This is a genomic window from Ruegeria sp. CF5, from assembly GCF_056537325.1.
Window position 1 is genome coordinate 194,722 of sequence record NZ_JBQFRI010000003.1, and the last position, 16,462, is coordinate 211,183.

16 protein-coding genes and 2 pseudogenes are annotated in these 16,462 nt (G+C 55.9%); 11 read left to right on the forward strand and 7 right to left on the reverse strand.

The window, feature by feature from the left end; all coding sequences use genetic code 11:
* Positions 1 to 30: 30 nt before the first annotated feature.
* Both ACR0NW_RS10275 and ACR0NW_RS10280 read right to left on the reverse strand, forming a co-directional pair.
* Positions 31 to 234: pseudogene (locus ACR0NW_RS10275) on the reverse strand (IS6 family transposase); the annotation flags it as partial.
* Positions 235 to 249: 15 nt separating this feature from the next.
* Complete coding sequence (locus tag ACR0NW_RS10280; RefSeq protein WP_480791651.1) at positions 250 to 1,155, reverse strand: LysR family transcriptional regulator; 906 nt, start codon at positions 1,153 to 1,155, stop codon at positions 250 to 252.
* Between the two features lie 109 nt (positions 1,156 to 1,264).
* Between ACR0NW_RS10280 and ACR0NW_RS10285 the strand changes: the two genes are divergently transcribed.
* The 7 genes from ACR0NW_RS10285 to speB all read left to right on the forward strand — a co-directional run bounded on the left by ACR0NW_RS10285 (position 1,265) and on the right by speB (position 9,164).
* Positions 1,265 to 2,167: a dimethylarginine dimethylaminohydrolase family protein gene (locus ACR0NW_RS10285; protein WP_480791652.1), complete on the forward strand. Its 903-nt coding sequence runs from the start codon at positions 1,265 to 1,267 to the stop codon at positions 2,165 to 2,167.
* Positions 2,164 to 3,417 (forward strand): Zn-dependent hydrolase, encoded by a 1,254-nt coding sequence (locus ACR0NW_RS10290; RefSeq protein WP_480791653.1) that lies wholly within the window; start codon positions 2,164 to 2,166, stop codon positions 3,415 to 3,417. The genes ACR0NW_RS10285 and ACR0NW_RS10290 overlap by 4 nt, the downstream gene beginning before the upstream one ends.
* 45 nt (positions 3,418 to 3,462) lie before the next feature.
* Positions 3,463 to 4,413: an ABC transporter substrate-binding protein gene (locus ACR0NW_RS10295; protein ID WP_480791654.1), complete on the forward strand. Its 951-nt coding sequence runs from the start codon at positions 3,463 to 3,465 to the stop codon at positions 4,411 to 4,413.
* A 72-nt stretch (positions 4,414 to 4,485) separates the two neighbouring features.
* A complete protein-coding gene (locus ACR0NW_RS10300) occupies positions 4,486 to 5,535 on the forward strand; it encodes a quaternary amine ABC transporter ATP-binding protein (protein ID WP_480791655.1) in 1,050 nt (349 codons plus the stop codon).
* Positions 5,532 to 7,124: an ABC transporter permease gene (locus ACR0NW_RS10305; RefSeq protein WP_480791656.1), complete on the forward strand. Its 1,593-nt coding sequence runs from the start codon at positions 5,532 to 5,534 to the stop codon at positions 7,122 to 7,124. The genes ACR0NW_RS10300 and ACR0NW_RS10305 overlap by 4 nt, the downstream gene beginning before the upstream one ends.
* Positions 7,125 to 7,197: 73 nt before the next feature.
* Complete coding sequence (locus ACR0NW_RS10310) at positions 7,198 to 8,187, forward strand: arginase family protein (RefSeq protein ID WP_480791657.1); 990 nt, start codon at positions 7,198 to 7,200, stop codon at positions 8,185 to 8,187.
* Between the two features lie 38 nt (positions 8,188 to 8,225).
* The gene (gene speB, locus ACR0NW_RS10315) at positions 8,226 to 9,164 is read left to right on the forward strand and encodes an agmatinase (RefSeq protein WP_480791867.1); all 939 of its coding nucleotides are present in this window, start codon (positions 8,226 to 8,228) and stop codon (positions 9,162 to 9,164) included.
* A 27-nt stretch (positions 9,165 to 9,191) separates the two neighbouring features.
* On the opposite strand, the pseudogene ACR0NW_RS10320 reads toward speB, so the two are convergent.
* Positions 9,192 to 9,374: pseudogene (locus ACR0NW_RS10320) on the reverse strand (DDE-type integrase/transposase/recombinase); the annotation flags it as partial.
* A gap of 59 nt (positions 9,375 to 9,433) precedes the next feature.
* On the opposite strand from ACR0NW_RS10320, the gene ACR0NW_RS10325 reads away from it, so the two are divergent.
* Together ACR0NW_RS10325 and ACR0NW_RS10330 are read left to right on the forward strand one after the other, a co-directional pair.
* Positions 9,434 to 10,306 carry a helix-turn-helix domain-containing protein gene (locus ACR0NW_RS10325; protein WP_480791658.1) on the forward strand — a complete coding sequence of 291 codons (873 nt, stop codon included), beginning with the start codon at positions 9,434 to 9,436 and terminating at the stop codon, positions 10,304 to 10,306.
* A 27-nt stretch (positions 10,307 to 10,333) separates the two neighbouring features.
* Positions 10,334 to 10,789 (forward strand): PaaI family thioesterase, encoded by a 456-nt coding sequence (locus ACR0NW_RS10330; RefSeq protein WP_480791659.1) that lies wholly within the window; start codon positions 10,334 to 10,336, stop codon positions 10,787 to 10,789.
* A 153-nt stretch (positions 10,790 to 10,942) separates the two neighbouring features.
* Here ACR0NW_RS10330 and ACR0NW_RS10335 read toward each other — a convergent pair whose 3' ends face one another.
* On the reverse strand, positions 10,943 to 11,854 hold the full coding sequence (locus ACR0NW_RS10335; protein WP_480791660.1) for a LysR family transcriptional regulator: 912 nt from the start codon (positions 11,852 to 11,854) through the stop codon (positions 10,943 to 10,945).
* Between the two features lie 105 nt (positions 11,855 to 11,959).
* Here ACR0NW_RS10335 and ACR0NW_RS10340 point away from each other — a divergent pair, with 105 nt between their 5' ends.
* The gene (locus ACR0NW_RS10340; RefSeq protein ID WP_480791661.1) at positions 11,960 to 12,880 is read left to right on the forward strand and encodes a tyrosine-protein phosphatase; all 921 of its coding nucleotides are present in this window, start codon (positions 11,960 to 11,962) and stop codon (positions 12,878 to 12,880) included.
* 75 nt (positions 12,881 to 12,955) lie between these two features.
* Positions 12,956 to 13,471 (forward strand): hypothetical protein, encoded by a 516-nt coding sequence (locus tag ACR0NW_RS10345; RefSeq protein ID WP_480791662.1) that lies wholly within the window; start codon positions 12,956 to 12,958, stop codon positions 13,469 to 13,471.
* A gap of 243 nt (positions 13,472 to 13,714) precedes the next feature.
* Here the strand turns inward: ACR0NW_RS10345 and ACR0NW_RS10350 are convergent, their stop codons facing one another.
* The 3 genes from ACR0NW_RS10350 to ACR0NW_RS10360 form a co-directional block, all read right to left on the reverse strand.
* Entirely contained in the window at positions 13,715 to 14,569 is an 855-nt protein-coding gene (locus ACR0NW_RS10350; RefSeq protein ID WP_480791663.1) for an HpcH/HpaI aldolase/citrate lyase family protein, read from the reverse strand.
* 9 nt (positions 14,570 to 14,578) lie between these two features.
* Positions 14,579 to 15,172, reverse strand: a complete 594-nt coding sequence (locus ACR0NW_RS10355; protein WP_480791664.1) for a TetR/AcrR family transcriptional regulator — start codon at positions 15,170 to 15,172, stop codon at positions 14,579 to 14,581.
* A gap of 61 nt (positions 15,173 to 15,233) precedes the next feature.
* Positions 15,234 to 16,406, reverse strand: a complete 1,173-nt coding sequence (locus tag ACR0NW_RS10360; RefSeq protein ID WP_480791665.1) for an acyl-CoA dehydrogenase family protein — start codon at positions 16,404 to 16,406, stop codon at positions 15,234 to 15,236.
* Between the last annotated feature and the right edge of the window lie 56 nt (positions 16,407 to 16,462).

A 16,462-nucleotide genomic window follows, 5' to 3' on the forward strand; every position in this document is an offset into this window, starting at 1 on the left:
ATACTTGTTGAGTTTAGTTGGGGAGGCTCAAGTCTCATCTAAGCGCCAAGAACGATCCGCAGCACGCTTTCGATATTTCGCGGCCTTAGCCACGAGCACAGCGTATTTGCCCACCCAGCGGTTCAACGTCGCGAGATCCAGTTCAACACAACGTTCCGCCATGATTTCTTCCAGATCGCGACAGACCAATTTTGCGCGCAAACACGAAGCATTGTTTGGGTAGAAGAAAGAAATCCCGGACAAATTTGTTCATTGCCTCGAGCCCTTTAAGAGTTGGATGAAGGTCTTGCTAACTAAATTTGGTTCCCCACCACGCTTCCGGACAAGCTTTATATCTGACTTCAAATCGAACGTACCTCCTGCGACTGCTCGCAATTTTCCATCACGTACCCAGATGTCGGCGAAGCTTTCGGGTAAGTACCCAATATATCTGCCGGTCAATACCAGCATCGCAATTCCTTCAATCTGATGTGCGCAAGCGTTTGATCGCAATCCAGATGAAATCGGGGCCACAATGTCCTCGTTCAAATAGGCGCGCTTGCAATAATTTGCTTCTGACAAAAGACGCTCAAAATCTGCTGGCGCCTTAGCGTCGAACAAAGGGTGTCCCTTTCCACAATAGAGGCCGATTTTCTCGGTTCCAAGAAGCTCATAAATCAGCCCAGGTTTATGTTTGTGAAACACTCCTACACCTATGGCGACGTGACCGTCTTGAACTGCGACTTCGATATCGTCGGGCGCGAGAGAATGCAGCTCGATTGATACGTCTGGGGCTATCTTGGTAAATTCGGTGAGCGCACCCATAATTGGAGCATCATCGTTGAATACCCAATTGTCTATCGCGGCAACTGAAAGGCGACCGACGAGTTTTCCACGTGTGCCATCCACCGCCTCGCCGAAATGGTCGAGCGCGGCAAACAGCTTTCGAGAAGCGGCATAGACGATTTCCCCTTTGTCCGTCAGTCGAAAGCCCTTTCGGCCTCTCTGGCACAATCGCATGCCCAGACGGGTTTCGAGGTCGGATATCTGCCGGGAAATTGTCGATGCGGAGACATTCAGCACGATTTGCGCTGCCGAAAACCCACGTGCTTCCACAACGACAGAGAAGACGTAGAGCAGATGTAAGTCAGCCTTTGAATGGGAAGGGGGAAGCATAAGCAGATTATACTTGTATATTTGTAAAAGTTAAGTCCCTTACTTTGTAATTTAATCAAAATGAATCCCATGCGACGCTCGGGCTCGAAATGCTTACCCATGGGAGGATATGAGCAATATGGGTTTAGATGGCGGGCTCTCACAAAACTGGGGCATCAACAACGACTATGCCAAGCTGACGGATATTCTGCTGGGTCGCCCCGAATATTTCAAATGGGTCGAGGCTGGTCCTCTGATCGGGCGCACGTTGGCCAATGCGCACAAGACAGGCGTGAAATTCGATCTGCAACTGGCGATGGCGCAACATGCCGAGATGGTCTCGATCTACGAAGAAAACGGTGTGACCTGTCACTATCTGGACAGTGACGAGGTGCTGCACCGCAACTTCTTTGCCCGCGACAGTTCGGCCATGACGCCCTGGGGGGCTCTGATCTGCCATATGCAGCTAAAATGTCGTCGGGCGGATTACGCCACCGCGATCAAGTTCTATCAGGAAAACAACATTCCGATCTGGAAATTCGCTACGGCTGGCCATTTCGAAGGCGGTGATTTCAACATCATCGAACCGGGCCGCGTGCTGATCGGATATTGCGGCGAGAGGTCCGAACAGGAAGGCTCGGAACAGGTGGCCGAATTTGTTCGGGCCGAAGGGTGGGAGGCTGTTGTAGCCCCGATCAGCCGCGAATTCGTGCATATGGACGGTTTGATTGTGCCTCTGGCCAAGAAACTGGCCGTGGCCTGTGTTGACGCGATGGAGCCTTGGTTGGTCGATATCGTCAAAGGCTGGGGTATCGAGATCGTCGACGTCGAATACCGAGAGGCCAAGAACCTGGGCGTCAATCTGGTGGCTTTGGGCGGTAACAAAGTTCTGTCGATGGCCGGGGCTACGGATCTGAACGCCAAGATGCGCGCGCTGGGTTTCGAAGTCTATGACCCCGACATGTCGATGTTTACCCTCGGTGGTGGCGGCGTACATTGCCTGTGTCAGGCACTGCACCGCGAAGACGCATGATAACCGATCTGCGGATCAACGGCGATCGCCTGTGGCAGAGCCTGATGGAGATGGCGCGGATCGGTGCATTGCCCGCAGGCGGCTGCGGGCGACTGACACTGACCGACGATGACCAGATTGCGCGCGATCTGTTCACCCGCTGGGCCGAAGAGGCGGGGTGCAGCGTGACATTCGACCGGCTGGGCAACATGTTTGCCCGCCGTCCCGGTCGCAAGCCCGATCTTCCGCCAATTGCCATCGGCAGCCATTTGGACACGCAGCCCCATGGCGGGCGGTTCGATGGTGTCTACGGTGTGCTAGCCGGGTTGGAGGTGGTGCGCAGCCTGAACGATCACGGGATTGAAACCGACGCGCCCATCGAAGTTGTCAACTGGACCAACGAGGAAGGCGCGCGGTTTGCACCCGCCATGCTGTGCTCCGGCGTTTATGCCGGGCTGTTCGAACTGGACTTTGCGCTGTCGCGTACCGATGCTGACGGGCTGCGCCTGGGGGAAGAACTGAACCGAATTGGCTATGCCGGGTCCGAAGTCTGCGGCGCACATGAAATGGGCGCGTTTCTGGAGGTGCACATCGAACAGGGTCCGGTGCTGGAGCGTCATGGTGAAGTCATCGGCGTTGTCACCGGCGGGCAGGGGCAGCGCTGGTATGATGTCAAGGTGACCGGCCGCGACGCGCATTCCGGATCCACCCCGATGCCGGGGCGCAGCGATGCGCTGGTCGCGGCCGCGCGGATGATCAACGCGGTGCAAGAGATCGCGCTGGCCCATGGCCCGGATGGGGTCGGTACAGTGGGCGAGCTGAATGTCAGCCCCAATTCCCGCAACACCATTCCCGGTGAGGTGAAGTTCACCATCGATTTTCGCAATCCCGACGACAAGGTTCTTAGCGCCATGGATAGCGCCTTTTGCAAGGCCGCGCTGGCTGAGACCGAGGCGCGTGTGGAGCCCGAGATGATCTGGCACAACCCGCCGGTCCGGTTCGATGCGCGCTGTGTCGATGCCATTGAAACCGCCACCCGCGCCTTGGGCTATCCCCATCGCCGCATGGTGTCGGGTGCCGGGCACGATGCCTGCATGATTGCGCGCAAAGTGCCCACCGCAATGGTGTTCGTTCCTTGCAAAGATGGCCTCAGCCACAACGAGGCGGAATGGGCTGAGCCCGAGCATTTGACGGCGGGCTGCAATGTTCTGTTTCAGGCGGCGCTGGCGCTGTCGCACCAATCCGCACTGGCACCGGAACCGGTTGTTTGAAGCGGCAATAACAAAAAATGTCCAACAGATCAGGAGATCAAAACAATGAAAGTCTGGAAAACACTGACTTCCGCAACTCTGGCGATGTCCTTTGGTACCACCGCGCTGGCCGAGGATGTTATCATCGGTGTACCTAACTGGGCCTCGGTCCGCGGTACGGCGCATATCCTCAAGGTCGCGCTGGAGGATAACCTTGGCCTGTCGGTTGAGCTGCAGAATGGTACCAACCCGATCATCTTCGAGGCGATGGATTCCGGTGCGATGCATGTCCATCCCGAGGTTTGGCTGCCTAACCAGCAGAACTTGCATGACACGTTTGTCACTGAAAAAGGCAGCGTCAAATTCAACCCGAACGCTGTTCTGTCCGACCAGCAGATCTGCGTCACCAAGGACACTCAGGAACGGACCGGTATCAGCGCGCTCAGCGATCTGACCGATCCGGACATGGCGGCAAATTTCGACACCGATGGTGATGGTCTGGGCGAGATGTGGATCGGCGGCGCGGGCTGGGCCTCGACCAATGTCGAGAAAATCCGGGCAAAATCCTATGGCTATGCCGAGACCATGAACTTGATGGAAATGGACGAGGCACTGGCGCTGGCGCAGGTCGACAATGCCGTCGCGCAGGGTCAGAACATCGTGTTCTACTGCTATACGCCGCATCACATGTTCTCGCTCTATGATTTGGTGCCGCTGACTGAGCCTGCCTATGACGAGGCGCAGTGGTCGATTACCCAGCCAACGGATGACCCAAACTGGCTGGAGGTTTCGACCGCACCGACCGCGTGGGATGCGGCCAAGCTGCACGTGTTCTACTCCTCGGCATTGGAAGAGGCGCAGCCCGAGGCGGCGGATATGCTGTCCAAGGTCAAGCTGAGCACTGATCAGGTTAATGCGATCGTTTATGCCTTGTCCGTGGATGGGATTGATCCGGCGGAATACGCCCGTCAGTGGGTCGATGAAAACACCGATCTGGTGGATTCCTGGTTCAACTGACAATCACCGGGCGGCACGAATTTCGTGCCGCCCAACACTCCCAAACATCTTTGGTCAGGCCGGGAGCAAGCCATGACAGACGACGTAATCACTCTGGACGGTGTCTGGAAGATATTTGGCCCCAACGCAGATGCAGCCATGTCGGCCATTCGCGAAAGGGGCCTTGGCAAACCTGAAGTATTGCAGGAGTTCGGTTGCGTGGTGGGGATCGCCGACGTTTCGTTTTCCGTGAAACGGGGCGAGATTTTCTGCGTAATGGGCCTGTCGGGGTCTGGTAAATCTACCATGGTGCGCCATTTGAACCGACTGATCGAGCCCACTGCAGGCAGTATCGACGTGATGGGCAATGACATGTTGAACCTGTCCGACAATGAGTTACGCGACATGCGTGCCAACAACATCGGCATGGTATTTCAGCACATGGCGCTGCTGCCGCACCGTACCGTCCGAGACAACGTAGGCTTTCCCCTGCAAGTACGTGGCGAACCAAAATCGCGACGCTGGGAAGTGTCGCAGCGCTGTCTGGAACGGGTCAACCTGACGGGGTATGAGGACCGGTTCCCAAGAGAACTATCCGGCGGCATGCAGCAACGGGTCGGATTGGCGCGGGCCTTGGCCTCGGATCCTGACGTATTGCTGATGGACGAGCCGTTTTCTGCGCTTGATCCGTTGATCCGTCGTCAATTGCAGGATCAGTTCATGGCGTTGTCGGCTGAACTGCACAAAACCACCGTATTTATTACTCATGATCTGGATGAGGCGATCCGCATCGGCAACCGTATTGCTATAATGAAAGACGGACGCATCGTGCAGATTGGTACGCCCGAGGAAATCGTGACCCAACCCGCCGACGACTATGTACGTGACTTTGTGGACGGTATTTCCAAGCTGAAGCTGGTCTTTGCCCATTCGATCATGGTGCCGATCAGCGAATATGTGCCCTCGCGCCCGGTGAATTTCGATGAAAGCCCTCGCGCGCATCACGGCACCGATCTAGATCATCTGATCGATATCGCCATCACCACTGACAACGTGATCGTCATCACCAGCGATGACGGTGCAGATATCGGCGTGGTCGATCGGGCAACGCTGCTGAAAGGTATTCAGGGGGGCAAGGCATGACCGATGCAACCATGACAGAAACAGGAATGATGGGCGCGGGGGATGCGGTGGTCAAGAACCACAGCGTCGAGGCTTTTGCGGTCGAAAACGCAGAATACTACGCTACCGAGTTCGCTAAAATACAAGGCCAGACCGGCTTTGCCTGGTCGTGGAACACGATGGCTGCTGTGTTCGGTCCGATCTGGGGCGCGGCGCGTGGGGCCTGGGGCTTCTTTTGGATTTTTCTGGTACTGGAACTTTTTGCGCTAGTGCAACTTGGCCGAGGCTTGTGGGGCCAGTTGGGGGCCGACCAACTGGAGCGCTACAACCGCTTGCTGGAAAATATCGCCAAGCGAGAGGCGCAGGCGGCCGAGCTGACCGCCTCGGGGGACGTTGCAGGCGCCGATGCCAAACTGAAGATCGCCGATAACCTGCGCGGTGCAGCGGATAAGGCGTTTGAGGCCGCGAATGCTGCCTCAAACGAAGCAACCGGTATCCTGATCACCGGTTTGGTCCTGCTGGTCCTGGTCAAGCTGGCTGAGGGGTTCTATGCCAACTACGCCTATGAGGCGCAGTATCTGCGCTGGCGCGCTTCGCAGAAGGAACAGGCAGGTATCAACCGTTCAAGCATCATGTTCGGTCTGCTGGGTCTACTGGCAATCTGGCCGCTGACCTTGATCCGCTTTACCGTCGCTGATCCTAACGCTTTTGTCGCCAAGCTGACCGGCGGGCTGCTGGGGGATCGGATTTCAATCACAGAATTCCCTGTGGGTCGCGAGTACTTCGCCTATCTGTCCAAGAAAGGGGACGCGGGTTTCGACTGGCTGGCTAACAATTTCGGCGATGTATTCGACGGGGTAACCGCCGGTATCCGCTGGGTGCTGGATGGGCTGGAAATCCTTTTGATCCAGACGCCCTGGCCCGTGGTGATGTTTGTAACCGTGGTGCTGGCACTGCGGCTTGCAGGGCCAAGGGTGGCGATCTTTACGGCCGCATCGCTGGCCTATCTCGCCTTCATGGGCCTGTGGGAACTGTCGATGATCACCATCGCGTTGATTGGCGCCGGGGCGTTCCTTTGCATTGTGATCGGTATTCCGCTGGGCATTTGGTTCGGCAAATCCAAACGCGCTTATGCCTTTGCCGAGCCGGTGTTGGACTTTATGCAGACCATGCCCGCGTTTGTCTATCTGATCCCGATCATCGCCTTTTTCGGCACCGGCAAACCACCGGGCGTTCTGGCAACGCTGGTCTTTGCCATGCCTCCCGTTATCCGCCTGACGGCGCTTGGAATGCGCGGTGTGCCGGAAACCACCAAAGAAGCCGCAATCGCCTTTGGTTGTTCGAAACGGCAATTGCTTTTCAACGTCGAACTGCCGCTTGCGCTGCCGTCGATCATGACGGGTATCAACCAGACCATTCTGATGTCGCTATCGATGGTGGTTATCGCCTCGCTGATTGGGGCCGAGGGCCTGGGCGCGCTGATTTTGGAAGCGCTGCAATACGCGGCCAAGGGACAGGGGCTGCTGGGCGGTCTGGCCATTCTGTTCTGCGCCATGGTGATCGACCGGATAGCCCAAGGCATGTACCGCCGTAAGGTGGGCAGGTCATAGGTTTCCTCCCCCCAACTGCTCCGGCGTACTGTTGCGCCGGGGCGTTCTTTTAAGGTCAAAATGGAATTGTGGAATGGCTGACGAACATCTGAAATCCATGATGGACAATCTCTATTGGTGGGGTATTCCGACCATGTTCCGATGTCCTAACGAAGGCCCGCAAGGGCTGGACATCGCCCTTGTAGGCGTGCCGCACTCCGCTGGCAATGGAACCACTGAGCGGGATCAGCACCTTGGCCCGCGCGCGCTGCGCAACGTATCCTCGGTTGCGCGGAGGGTGCATAGTGAGTTTCAGATTGACCCATGGACCGCGGCGAAGATTGCCGATGTCGGAGATGTGCCCTTTCCCCGCGCCAATGACAACGAAGACTGTATCGAGCAGATTACCCGGTTCTACAACGAAATCGACGCGGCGGGGGCCCGCCCGATTTCGGTCGGCGGCGATCATTCGATCACCGGGGGCATCGTGCAGGCGCTGGGACGCGGCAATATAACGGGAGGCGAGCCGGTCTGTTTTCTGCACTTCGATGCCCATACGGATGTCTTCACAAAGGTTGATCACTTCCTCGGCGCCAAGAAATCGGCCGCCCATTGGGGCGCTTATCTTGTCGATCAGGGCAATGTCGATCCGCACCATTCGATGCAGATTGGTCTGCGCGGCCACGCGCGCACACTGGACTGGCTGCAGCCCTCGTATGACTACGGCTACAACGTCGTGACGATGAAGGAATTCCGCAAACGCGGGATTGAGGATGTCGTGGAGCAAATAAAGGACGTCATGGAAGGCAGGCCAGTATATATCACCTTTGATCTGGACTGTTTGGATCCGTCGATCGCGCCTGCTGTGTCGAACTTGGAACCAGGTGAAAAAGGGTTCGACATTGACGAGGCCGTAACCCTGCTGCGCGCGGCGCGCGGGATGAACATCGTCGGTGGTGATATCGTTTGCATGATGCCGACCAAGGACAGCCCCAATCAGATCACGGCTCTGACGGCTTCGGCGATCATGTTTGAAATGATCTCGATGGTGGCGGAAAACGTGAAGACGGAGACAGCACAGTGAACAAGCAGGGTAGCGATTTCTTTCAACCGGTTTCGGCAATGGAACTGGCACGGTTTGCAGGCGTACCGACCTTCATGCGGCTGCCCGCTCTGACGCCGGATCATCCGCGATATTCCGAGGTACAGATGGGTCTGGTCGGCGTGCCCTGGGATGGTGGTACCACTAACCGCCCCGGTGCGCGGCACGGGCCGCGCCAACTGCGTGACTATTCCACCATGATCCGCGCAATGAACCCTGCCACGGGCGTCAGTCCGTTCTCATCTGTCAATTGTGCCGATCTGGGGGATGTGCCGCCGAACCCGGTGGACATCCACGACAGTCTGGATCGGATCACTGCGTTCTACGCTAATTTGAAGGCGAACGGCATCACCCCGATGACGGCAGGTGGCGACCATCTGGTGACTTTGCCGATCCTGCGGGCACTGGCGGCTGACGGCCCGCTTGGTCTGATACAATTCGACAGCCACACCGATCTGTTCGACAGCTATTTCGGCGGAAATAAATTCACTCACGGCACGCCTTTCCGCCGCGCTATCGAGGAAGGGCTGGTCGATCCGCACCGGTTTGTGCAGGTCGGAATACGGGGCACCGCGTATAATACCGAGGATATTGACTGGGGTATCGATCAGGGCGTTCGCATCATCCGCATCGAGGAATTGTTCGAACGTGGCATCCCGCATGTCATGGCCGAAGTGCGAGAGATTGTCGGCAAACAGCCGACCTATTGCACCTATGATATCGACTTTGTTGATCCGACCTATGCCCCGGGAACCGGCACGCCTGAAATCGGCGGGCCGAACAGTTTTCAAGCGCAGCAAGTGATCCGCGAGCTGGCGGGTGTCAATCTGATTGGGGCTGATCTGGTTGAGGTGGCGCCTCCTTTTGATGCTGCAGGTGGCACGGCCTGGCTGGGTATATCTTTGATGTTTGAGCTTATATGTGTGCTGTCTGAAACAGTTGCGAAGAACACGCCTTGAGTGCGGCTCTGTGCTGAAGGTTAATCAGGCGGCTGGCTTATTTCGCCACTTGGACAGGATGAAATCCAGGGTTTTGCCGTGTTTATATACAGCGCGATAGAGATTGGCCCACGTGCCTTTCACTTTGATGTGCATTTCATCCACTATCCAAGAGCGGTCGCTCAGAACCTTACGACGACGCGCTGCTTCAGCGATTGCGCCTGCACACCGATACTCGCTCAAGCCCCCCGTGTTCTTTGGTTCTGACCCTGTGTCCCAATCAAACAACGATGGAAACGCGAACTGGCGACCCGGCGTTTTTCTTGACGAGATGTCGTCGTTACCGCTTGCTTGACATAAAGCACCGCAAAGAAAGACGCCTTTTGCCTCATACCCATCCCTCCGACGCGTTCTACCTTGAATTTGACCCTGCGGCGGATCAAACGGCTGCGTTGGAATGTGCATTTATTCTGCGAGATCGAGGTAAGTTTAGCCGGATAAGCCAAACAGAATTCGCGTCGCATCTGACAACCGTTCGCTTCGCCTATGATGCCCGCGCATGTTCAGGGCAGCCCGAAATTATGGTGACACCACCGGGAACTGCGCCCCGTCAGCGAATGGCTCCGGACAATGGGTGGGTCTTTGGTGCCAAATTTCGCTGTTGTATTGGCGAAGCGTTGCAGGCCATTGCCCCGGATGATCTGGCCAAAATAAAGCAAAAGCACATGAAGCTAATGAAGGCGGACCTGCCTTTTGCCGAGCTCGAAACCGAATTCCGGGCTGCAACCCGAAACCTGTGCGACCTCCTGAATCTTGAGCGTCAAGGGTCTGTGCAAGCGGACAGATTTCGCCCTGACCGTCCCATGAGCAGGCGCACCGAGCGCCGTCGCTTTCAGGCTCTAACCGGGTTAGCTCCCAAACGGCACAACACCTTGTCGCGGTTTCATAGGGCCTTGACTGAATTGGCAAAAAACGACCAAAGCCTGAGCGACATCGCCTATGGTTGCGACTATTCGGACCAACCCCATTTTTCCAGAGACTTTCGTAAAATGTCCGGCAAGACGCCCCGGCAATTTTCCAATCTGTGGAAGGCCCACTCTGTCCATTTCGTTCAAGACCGCGACCCAGGTTCCACCATACGATTGGCTATCTCGTTCGATTGATGAACAGCCAGTATGGAGGGAGCAGGCGTGTCGGAACACAAACCCAGAAGTGCCGATTATCAGGCGAAAGTTCGCAGCAGTTTTGCCAAACAGCCCGCGATGGGTTCGCTGGGCATTGAGATCGTCGCTCTTGAACCGGGAAAGATCGAATTGATGATGCCCTACAGTCCGGATTTCACGCAGCAACACGGTTTCATTCATGCCGGCATCGTCTCGACAGCGCTCGACAGCGCGTGTGGATATGCGGCCTTTTCGCTGATGGAGGACGATGCCGCGATTTTAACCGTCGAGTTCAAAACCAACCTGCTTGCCCCTGCAGATGGCGACAGGTTCCTGTTCCGGGCGGAGGTGGTCAAACCTGGGCGCACATTGACCGTGGTGAATGCAACTGCATATGCGGTCAAGGGCGGGACCGAGAAGGTAATAGCCACCATGACAGGAACCATGATGGCCATCGTCGGCCGCAGCGGGATCAGGCAATGACTTTTTGTTTTGGAGAACGCGCTTTCTCTCCAAGACGCCGCCATTGCAGACCGCTGAATTCTCGCATGGACCGGGCATTGAGAACCACAGTGTCGCATAACGGTTGACCGGACAAATGGTGAGTTCTCGTTGTTTTCTAGAACTTCGGCTTTGCTATCGCCTGCCAACTTGATGATCGCCAACCCAGGCGCGCTGATCCCAGGATGTGATTTCACTCGTCAACCACCTCATTACAGGTCCTTGATCGGTCGCGTTTGTAGCAAGGAAATCCACCGTCTTTAGGATCGCGTTCTGGGCGAATTCGTACTCCAGAACCTTCAACTCGCCGCGCAAGACTTCTTGCTCCACCGAAACGACTGGCAATTCGGCCCAGCTCAGGCGTTCTATCACAAGTGCCTTTCTGGTGGTCGGGGTGTTTGAGATCCAGATATTAGGGCTGAACACGCGTTCGCCTGTGGTTTTCGGTTCTAAATTTCGTTCGACTGCCTGACGGTATTGCGACAGATCTTGCCGGCCTACAGTTGCCAGCCTAGCCAGCGGGTGGTCAACGTGGCACACGGGCACGATCCTCTGAAACCCGACGCCCAGACACCTGTAGCTGCGCGCTCCCTTTGGCGCCTCACTTACGAAAACAGCGTCCGCTTCACCTGTTTCAACTGCGTTTAGAACAGAAGACCTCGAAAGCTGCTCTACCTGGAGTTCTACGCTTGGGAATCTGTCGGCCATGCCTGAGATCAGACTTCGAACCCGATCCACCAACAAACCGTCTTCGACAAAGAAGGAAAATTTGGGCTCAACAGTTCCGCAGAGCGCCTCAGCTTGCCCGCGAAGCATGTCTATGCTGCTCAACACCGACCTTGCGTGCCTCAGAATTGATTCACCGGATTTCGTTAACACTGGGCGATAGCCATCCCTGTGGAACAGATCCAGATCTAGATCAATCTCCAGATTGGAGATCGTCGCGCTAACGGCAGATTGTGCTTTTCCCAGCTTTCGTGCAGCGGCCGAGAACGAGCCGCATTCAACTGCGGTGACAAAAGCGCGTAACTGTTCGATTTCGGGCATTCGAAACTCTATCGGAATTTTATATGGACTTTAACTTTCTATATCGGCCCTGCCTCTGATTAAAGAGCGTCTGATCACCAGATATCTACTTTGAGGAAACACGGTATGAAGGCGCACTCCCCACTAAGTTTGGCAGCGGTAATTGCGTGCACATTCTCTGTCGGCACAGCGACCGCGCAAACTAACGCCTGCAACACTGATTTGGACATTGATCTGCCATCGGAGTGTGAACACGTGAAAGTTACCCATCCGGTTGAGGGGCTTGAGAATTTTCGCGAACTCACGACGCCGGATAAGGGGATCAAGCCTGGTGTTCTCTTTCGTTCGGATCAATTGGATGACCTTTCCGACGTCGCCATTGCCAAGTTGAATAGCCTTCGCATAGAAACCATCGTTGATTTGCGCGCCCCGGAAGAACTGAAAACACACCCGAACGCGCAGATTCCTTCCGTAGATTTCACCGTCAATCTGCCTATAGGATCAGACCCCGCCGACATCGCCAAGATCATGCCTATAGAGATCGCGTCGCAAATCCGTCCGATGTGGTTCGACGGAAAGTTCGAGGAGATCGACCGGTTGCTTGCGGATCACAATGTAGATCTGCGCCAGATCAGGATCGACCGCTACCAGGACTTTGCAACCAAGTTTGATCCGCAAGTGTCGCGGTTCCTGCATTTGCTGACAGATGCGAACAACTTTCCGATGCTCTTTCATTGCGCCGGGGGAAAGGACCGCACGGGATTCATGGCCGCCATCACCATGCTGACTTTGGGCTACTCCGAAGAAGACGCTCTGCGCGACTACCTCACCACCAATGCCTTTACCTATGACGAGCTGGAGCATCTTGTTGGCATGGGCCCTCACTCGCTACGCCCCGCCTTCGGCGCGCATCCGGAACAAATCAGGGCTTCCATCCAGGCGGTCAAAGATGCTCATGGCTCTTTCGATACCTATCGTCGCGATGTTCTCGGCATCAGTGATGAAGAGGTCGAAGCGATCAGGAAAAACTTGCTCGTTCAGAACTGAAACACCAGTAGCGCCATGCAAAAACTACTAAAGATTGCGGTACTGTTTCTAGCCGCGGGGTGCAGCACGGGCCGGTTGGTCGATGCACCCAAAAACCTTGGTGACTTCAAGCTGGGACACAGCGTCGTAGTCGCCGATTCCGCCGGTAGCATCCCGCTCTCGCGCCGGGCTTCCGAACTGGAACTGAAGCGTAGTGTGGACCAGGCAATTGACGAACGGTTTGGTGACTACCCCGGCACCCGATTTTATCATATTGCAGTCAGTATTGGGGGCTACATGCTGGCCCCGCCGGGTATACCAATCTTGCTGAGCCCAAAATCGGCTCTGATTGCCGAGGTTTCTGTCTGGGATGATGCGGCACGCCATAAACTGACCGATCAACCCAAGCAATTCACAGTGTTTGAAGACACGACACTGGCGTCTTTCGCCGCTGGTTCAGGTTATGTGCGCACGAAGCAAGAACAGTTGGACGGACTATCCGAAAATCTGGCGCAACAGATTGAAGCCTGGCTTGTGGAGCAACACCAGGAAAACGGCTGGTTCAATCGAGACGGTTCAGAAGGTCGACCAGAATCTCAAGAAACGTCTTAAAATGACAACAAAAAATTGCTCGGCGATGGCTTAGAATCGTTTACCTGAAGGCAATCGGAAACAAGAGTTCGAAGTTGCCATATTCTGCAATCAGTTCAATTGGCAGGTCGCAGCCCGAAGGGGACAATTCAAATCCGCGGGTCGGCGGAATGCGGGCTTTTGCAGCAATGATTGCTAACGTTGGCTTTGCTCCGAGTTGCCCTTTCGAAACACATTCGATTGAGAAGGGATGCTGTTCGGGTATCAAGCACTGTCAAGAATTTTTTGTGCCAACTTCCGGTGGGGTTGGTCAAGCATCTGACCATCCAACTGAGCCACGCCGTTTTCGGTTGCTTCTAACAATTCAACAACCTTCGCGGCCCAGTTCTTTTCAGCCTGATCGGGCCTAAGATTTGCTCGAATGTGCCCGACCTGGACCGGGTGAATGGCCATCTTGCCATCGAACCCGGACTGTTTTGCTTGCCGTACTTCTTCGACGAGACCCGCCTCATTTCGGAAATCGGTGTATACGGCATCAATTGCCAACACGCCCGCGTCCCGTGCTGCAAAAAGGGCTAGATTACGGGCCATGGCAAAGGGCGAGAGGTAGTGGCCTTCGTCTGATCGGTTCGCGTACGCGGTAATGTCTGCCTTAAGATCCTCTCCGCCCCAGGCCAAGCCCATCAGCATCGGGTGCGACCAATCCAGCCGCATCAGGTTGCGCACTGCGCGGACTGTCTCCGTGCAGATGGCCAGGATGCCGGGCAGATGTTCGGGATCATGAGATCGGATTATAACCGCCAAGGCTTCGATATCCTGTGGCCCTTCGCATTTCGGCAGAACATAGCCATCGGGGCGTCCCGCAATCGTTTCGGCCACGTCTTCAGCCGTACGCCCCGTAGACAAGTCATTAACCCGGACATAGCGCGCAGGTTGTGCCTTTTTGCGTAGCGCCGCCGAGGTCAACGAACGTGCAATACTCTTCCTGTCGAGGGTCACGGCATCTTCAAGGTCCAGTATCAACACATCCGCATCACTCCCCAAAGCCTTACACAGCTTTTTCGTGTCATCTCCGGGCACAAACAGCCAGGAACCGAAGGCATGAGGGGGGAGCTTCATCAGTTTCTCCTATTCAGGAAGCAATTGAGCCAGTGAGACTATGTAGGTATCGACACTGTCCCGGTTCGGATCGAACCATTCCAGCGACCAGTTGAGCGCCCCCAACAGGGTATGGCGTAGATGTCGTATCTGTGCCGCTTCTGCCGAGGGGCCCAGATAGGCCGAGATGATGTCATCCCAGTCTCGGTCATAGCCTTTGCGCACTTCTGTCAATTCGGCGCGCACCGCATCCGGCACGAACGGATAGCAACGAATGTGGGCCGAAGAGAAATCACTTGCCGACAGCAGAGTTTCTAAGTGAACGCGCATTGCGGTAATCAGGCGGTTTCGGGCCGTAGCTTCGTCCTGTTCCTCCAATGCCTTTTGCACAGCCTGTTGAACTACCTCGACCCCAAGGCGCATGACTTCGGTGGCCAGCGCATCTTTGGAGGGGAAATGGTAATACAGGCTTCCCGCTTTCATGCCGACCTCGGTGGCCAGGTCCCTTAGGGACATTTCAGCATAGCCATTTCGGCGCATCTTGCTTGCGGCAACAGCAAGTATTTCCTGGCGTGCGGTCGCGGCTTTGGTTTTTTGGCGCGGTTTTTGCGTGGTCTCGGGCACGATCACTCTCCTGAACTTCGGAACAGGAGTCTTTCCAACTCCTGTTCCAACTGCAAGGGGATCACATCCGTTTGGCGATCTCTTCCAGCATGACTTCCGTTGCGCCGCCGCCGATGGACTGAACACGGGCATCGCGCGACATGCGTTCGACGGCGCTTCCACGCATGAAGCCCATACCGCCGTGGTATTGGACGCAGGCATACATGACCTCGTTCACCAATTCGCCGCAGTAGGATTTGATCATCGAAACCTCACGCACCAGGTCTTCACCCGCTGCTGCTCTTGCCGCGGTGGCATAGATCATCTGGCGCCCGGCTTCGACCTTGGCTGAAAGCTCGGCAAGCCGCTTGCGGATCACCTGTTTGTCCCAGAGAGGTGCTCCAAACGCCTTGCGATCCTTCACATATTGCACGGTCAACTCGATTGCAGCTTGCGCCTCGCCCATGGCCATCGCACCAAGAACCAACCGTTCGTTCTGGAAATTCTTCATGATTTCGTAGAAACCTCGGCCTTCCTGACCAAGCACATTCTCAACCGGCACACGAACATCCACGAAAGACAGCTCTGCCGTGTCCGAACTGTTCCAGCCGTGCTTTTTCAAGGATCGTGAGACCGTGAACCCCTCCACGCCCTTTTCGACGATGAACATTGTGACGCTCTGGCTTGGCGTGCCTTTCGGGTCGGTCTTGGCGGCGACGCAGAACACGTCGCCAAGCACCCCGTTTGTGATGAAGGTTTTGGCACCATTCAGGACGTAGTGGTCGCCCTCACGCCGTGCCGTAGTGCGAATGCCTTTCACATCCGACCCGGCATCAGGTTCCGTCACCCCCACTGCAGTAATGATCTCTCCAGAGATCACCCTGGGCAGGTATTTCTGCTTCTGTTTCTCATTGCCGGCGTTGAAGATGTGGACCGACGCCATGTCGGTATGAACCAGCGCAGTGATCGCCACTCCGGCATAGGTGCTGCGCCCCAACTCTTCGGCCAGAACGACCGTGGCGCGTTCGTCCATGTCCGAACCACCATATTGCTCAGGGTAAGTGATACCAAAGAACCCGAGCTCACCCATTTTGCGTAGGAGTTTGCGGGGCGTGGCCCCTTCCTCTTCCCATGCCTCCGCGTGAGGTTTGATTTCCTCTTCGACAAAACGGCGCACCTGGGCGCGCAACATGTGGTGCTCCTCCTCGAAAAAGAAGCTGCTGGAGGTCGTGGCGTCAAATCCGAGTGCCGTCATGGCGATTCTCCGTTGGTTTGGCCTGTTGACAGCTTTTCTAACGGTCGTTAGGTAGT

Bases quoted from the DNA above. Each gene is read 5' to 3' on its own strand.
- ACR0NW_RS10325 (WP_480791658.1), top strand. From the start codon at position 9,434: ATGGAAACGCGAACTGGCGACCCGGCGTTTTTCTTGACGAGATGTCGT.
- ACR0NW_RS10310 (WP_480791657.1), top strand. From the start codon at position 7,198: ATGGCTGACGAACATCTGAAATCCATGATGGACAATCTCTATTGGTGG.
- speB (WP_480791867.1), top strand. From the start codon at position 8,226: ATGGAACTGGCACGGTTTGCAGGCGTACCGACCTTCATGCGGCTGCCC.
- ACR0NW_RS10305 (WP_480791656.1), top strand. From the start codon at position 5,532: ATGACCGATGCAACCATGACAGAAACAGGAATGATGGGCGCGGGGGAT.
- ACR0NW_RS10295 (WP_480791654.1), top strand. From the start codon at position 3,463: ATGAAAGTCTGGAAAACACTGACTTCCGCAACTCTGGCGATGTCCTTT.
- ACR0NW_RS10300 (WP_480791655.1), top strand. From the start codon at position 4,486: ATGACAGACGACGTAATCACTCTGGACGGTGTCTGGAAGATATTTGGC.
- ACR0NW_RS10285 (WP_480791652.1), top strand. From the start codon at position 1,265: ATGAGCAATATGGGTTTAGATGGCGGGCTCTCACAAAACTGGGGCATC.
- ACR0NW_RS10290 (WP_480791653.1), top strand. From the start codon at position 2,164: ATGATAACCGATCTGCGGATCAACGGCGATCGCCTGTGGCAGAGCCTG.
- ACR0NW_RS10280 (WP_480791651.1), bottom strand. From the start codon at position 1,155: ATGCTTCCCCCTTCCCATTCAAAGGCTGACTTACATCTGCTCTACGTC.
- ACR0NW_RS10340 (WP_480791661.1), top strand. From the start codon at position 11,960: ATGAAGGCGCACTCCCCACTAAGTTTGGCAGCGGTAATTGCGTGCACA.
- ACR0NW_RS10360 (WP_480791665.1), bottom strand. From the start codon at position 16,406: ATGACGGCACTCGGATTTGACGCCACGACCTCCAGCAGCTTCTTTTTC.
- ACR0NW_RS10350 (WP_480791663.1), bottom strand. From the start codon at position 14,569: ATGAAGCTCCCCCCTCATGCCTTCGGTTCCTGGCTGTTTGTGCCCGGA.
- ACR0NW_RS10335 (WP_480791660.1), bottom strand. From the start codon at position 11,854: ATGCCCGAAATCGAACAGTTACGCGCTTTTGTCACCGCAGTTGAATGC.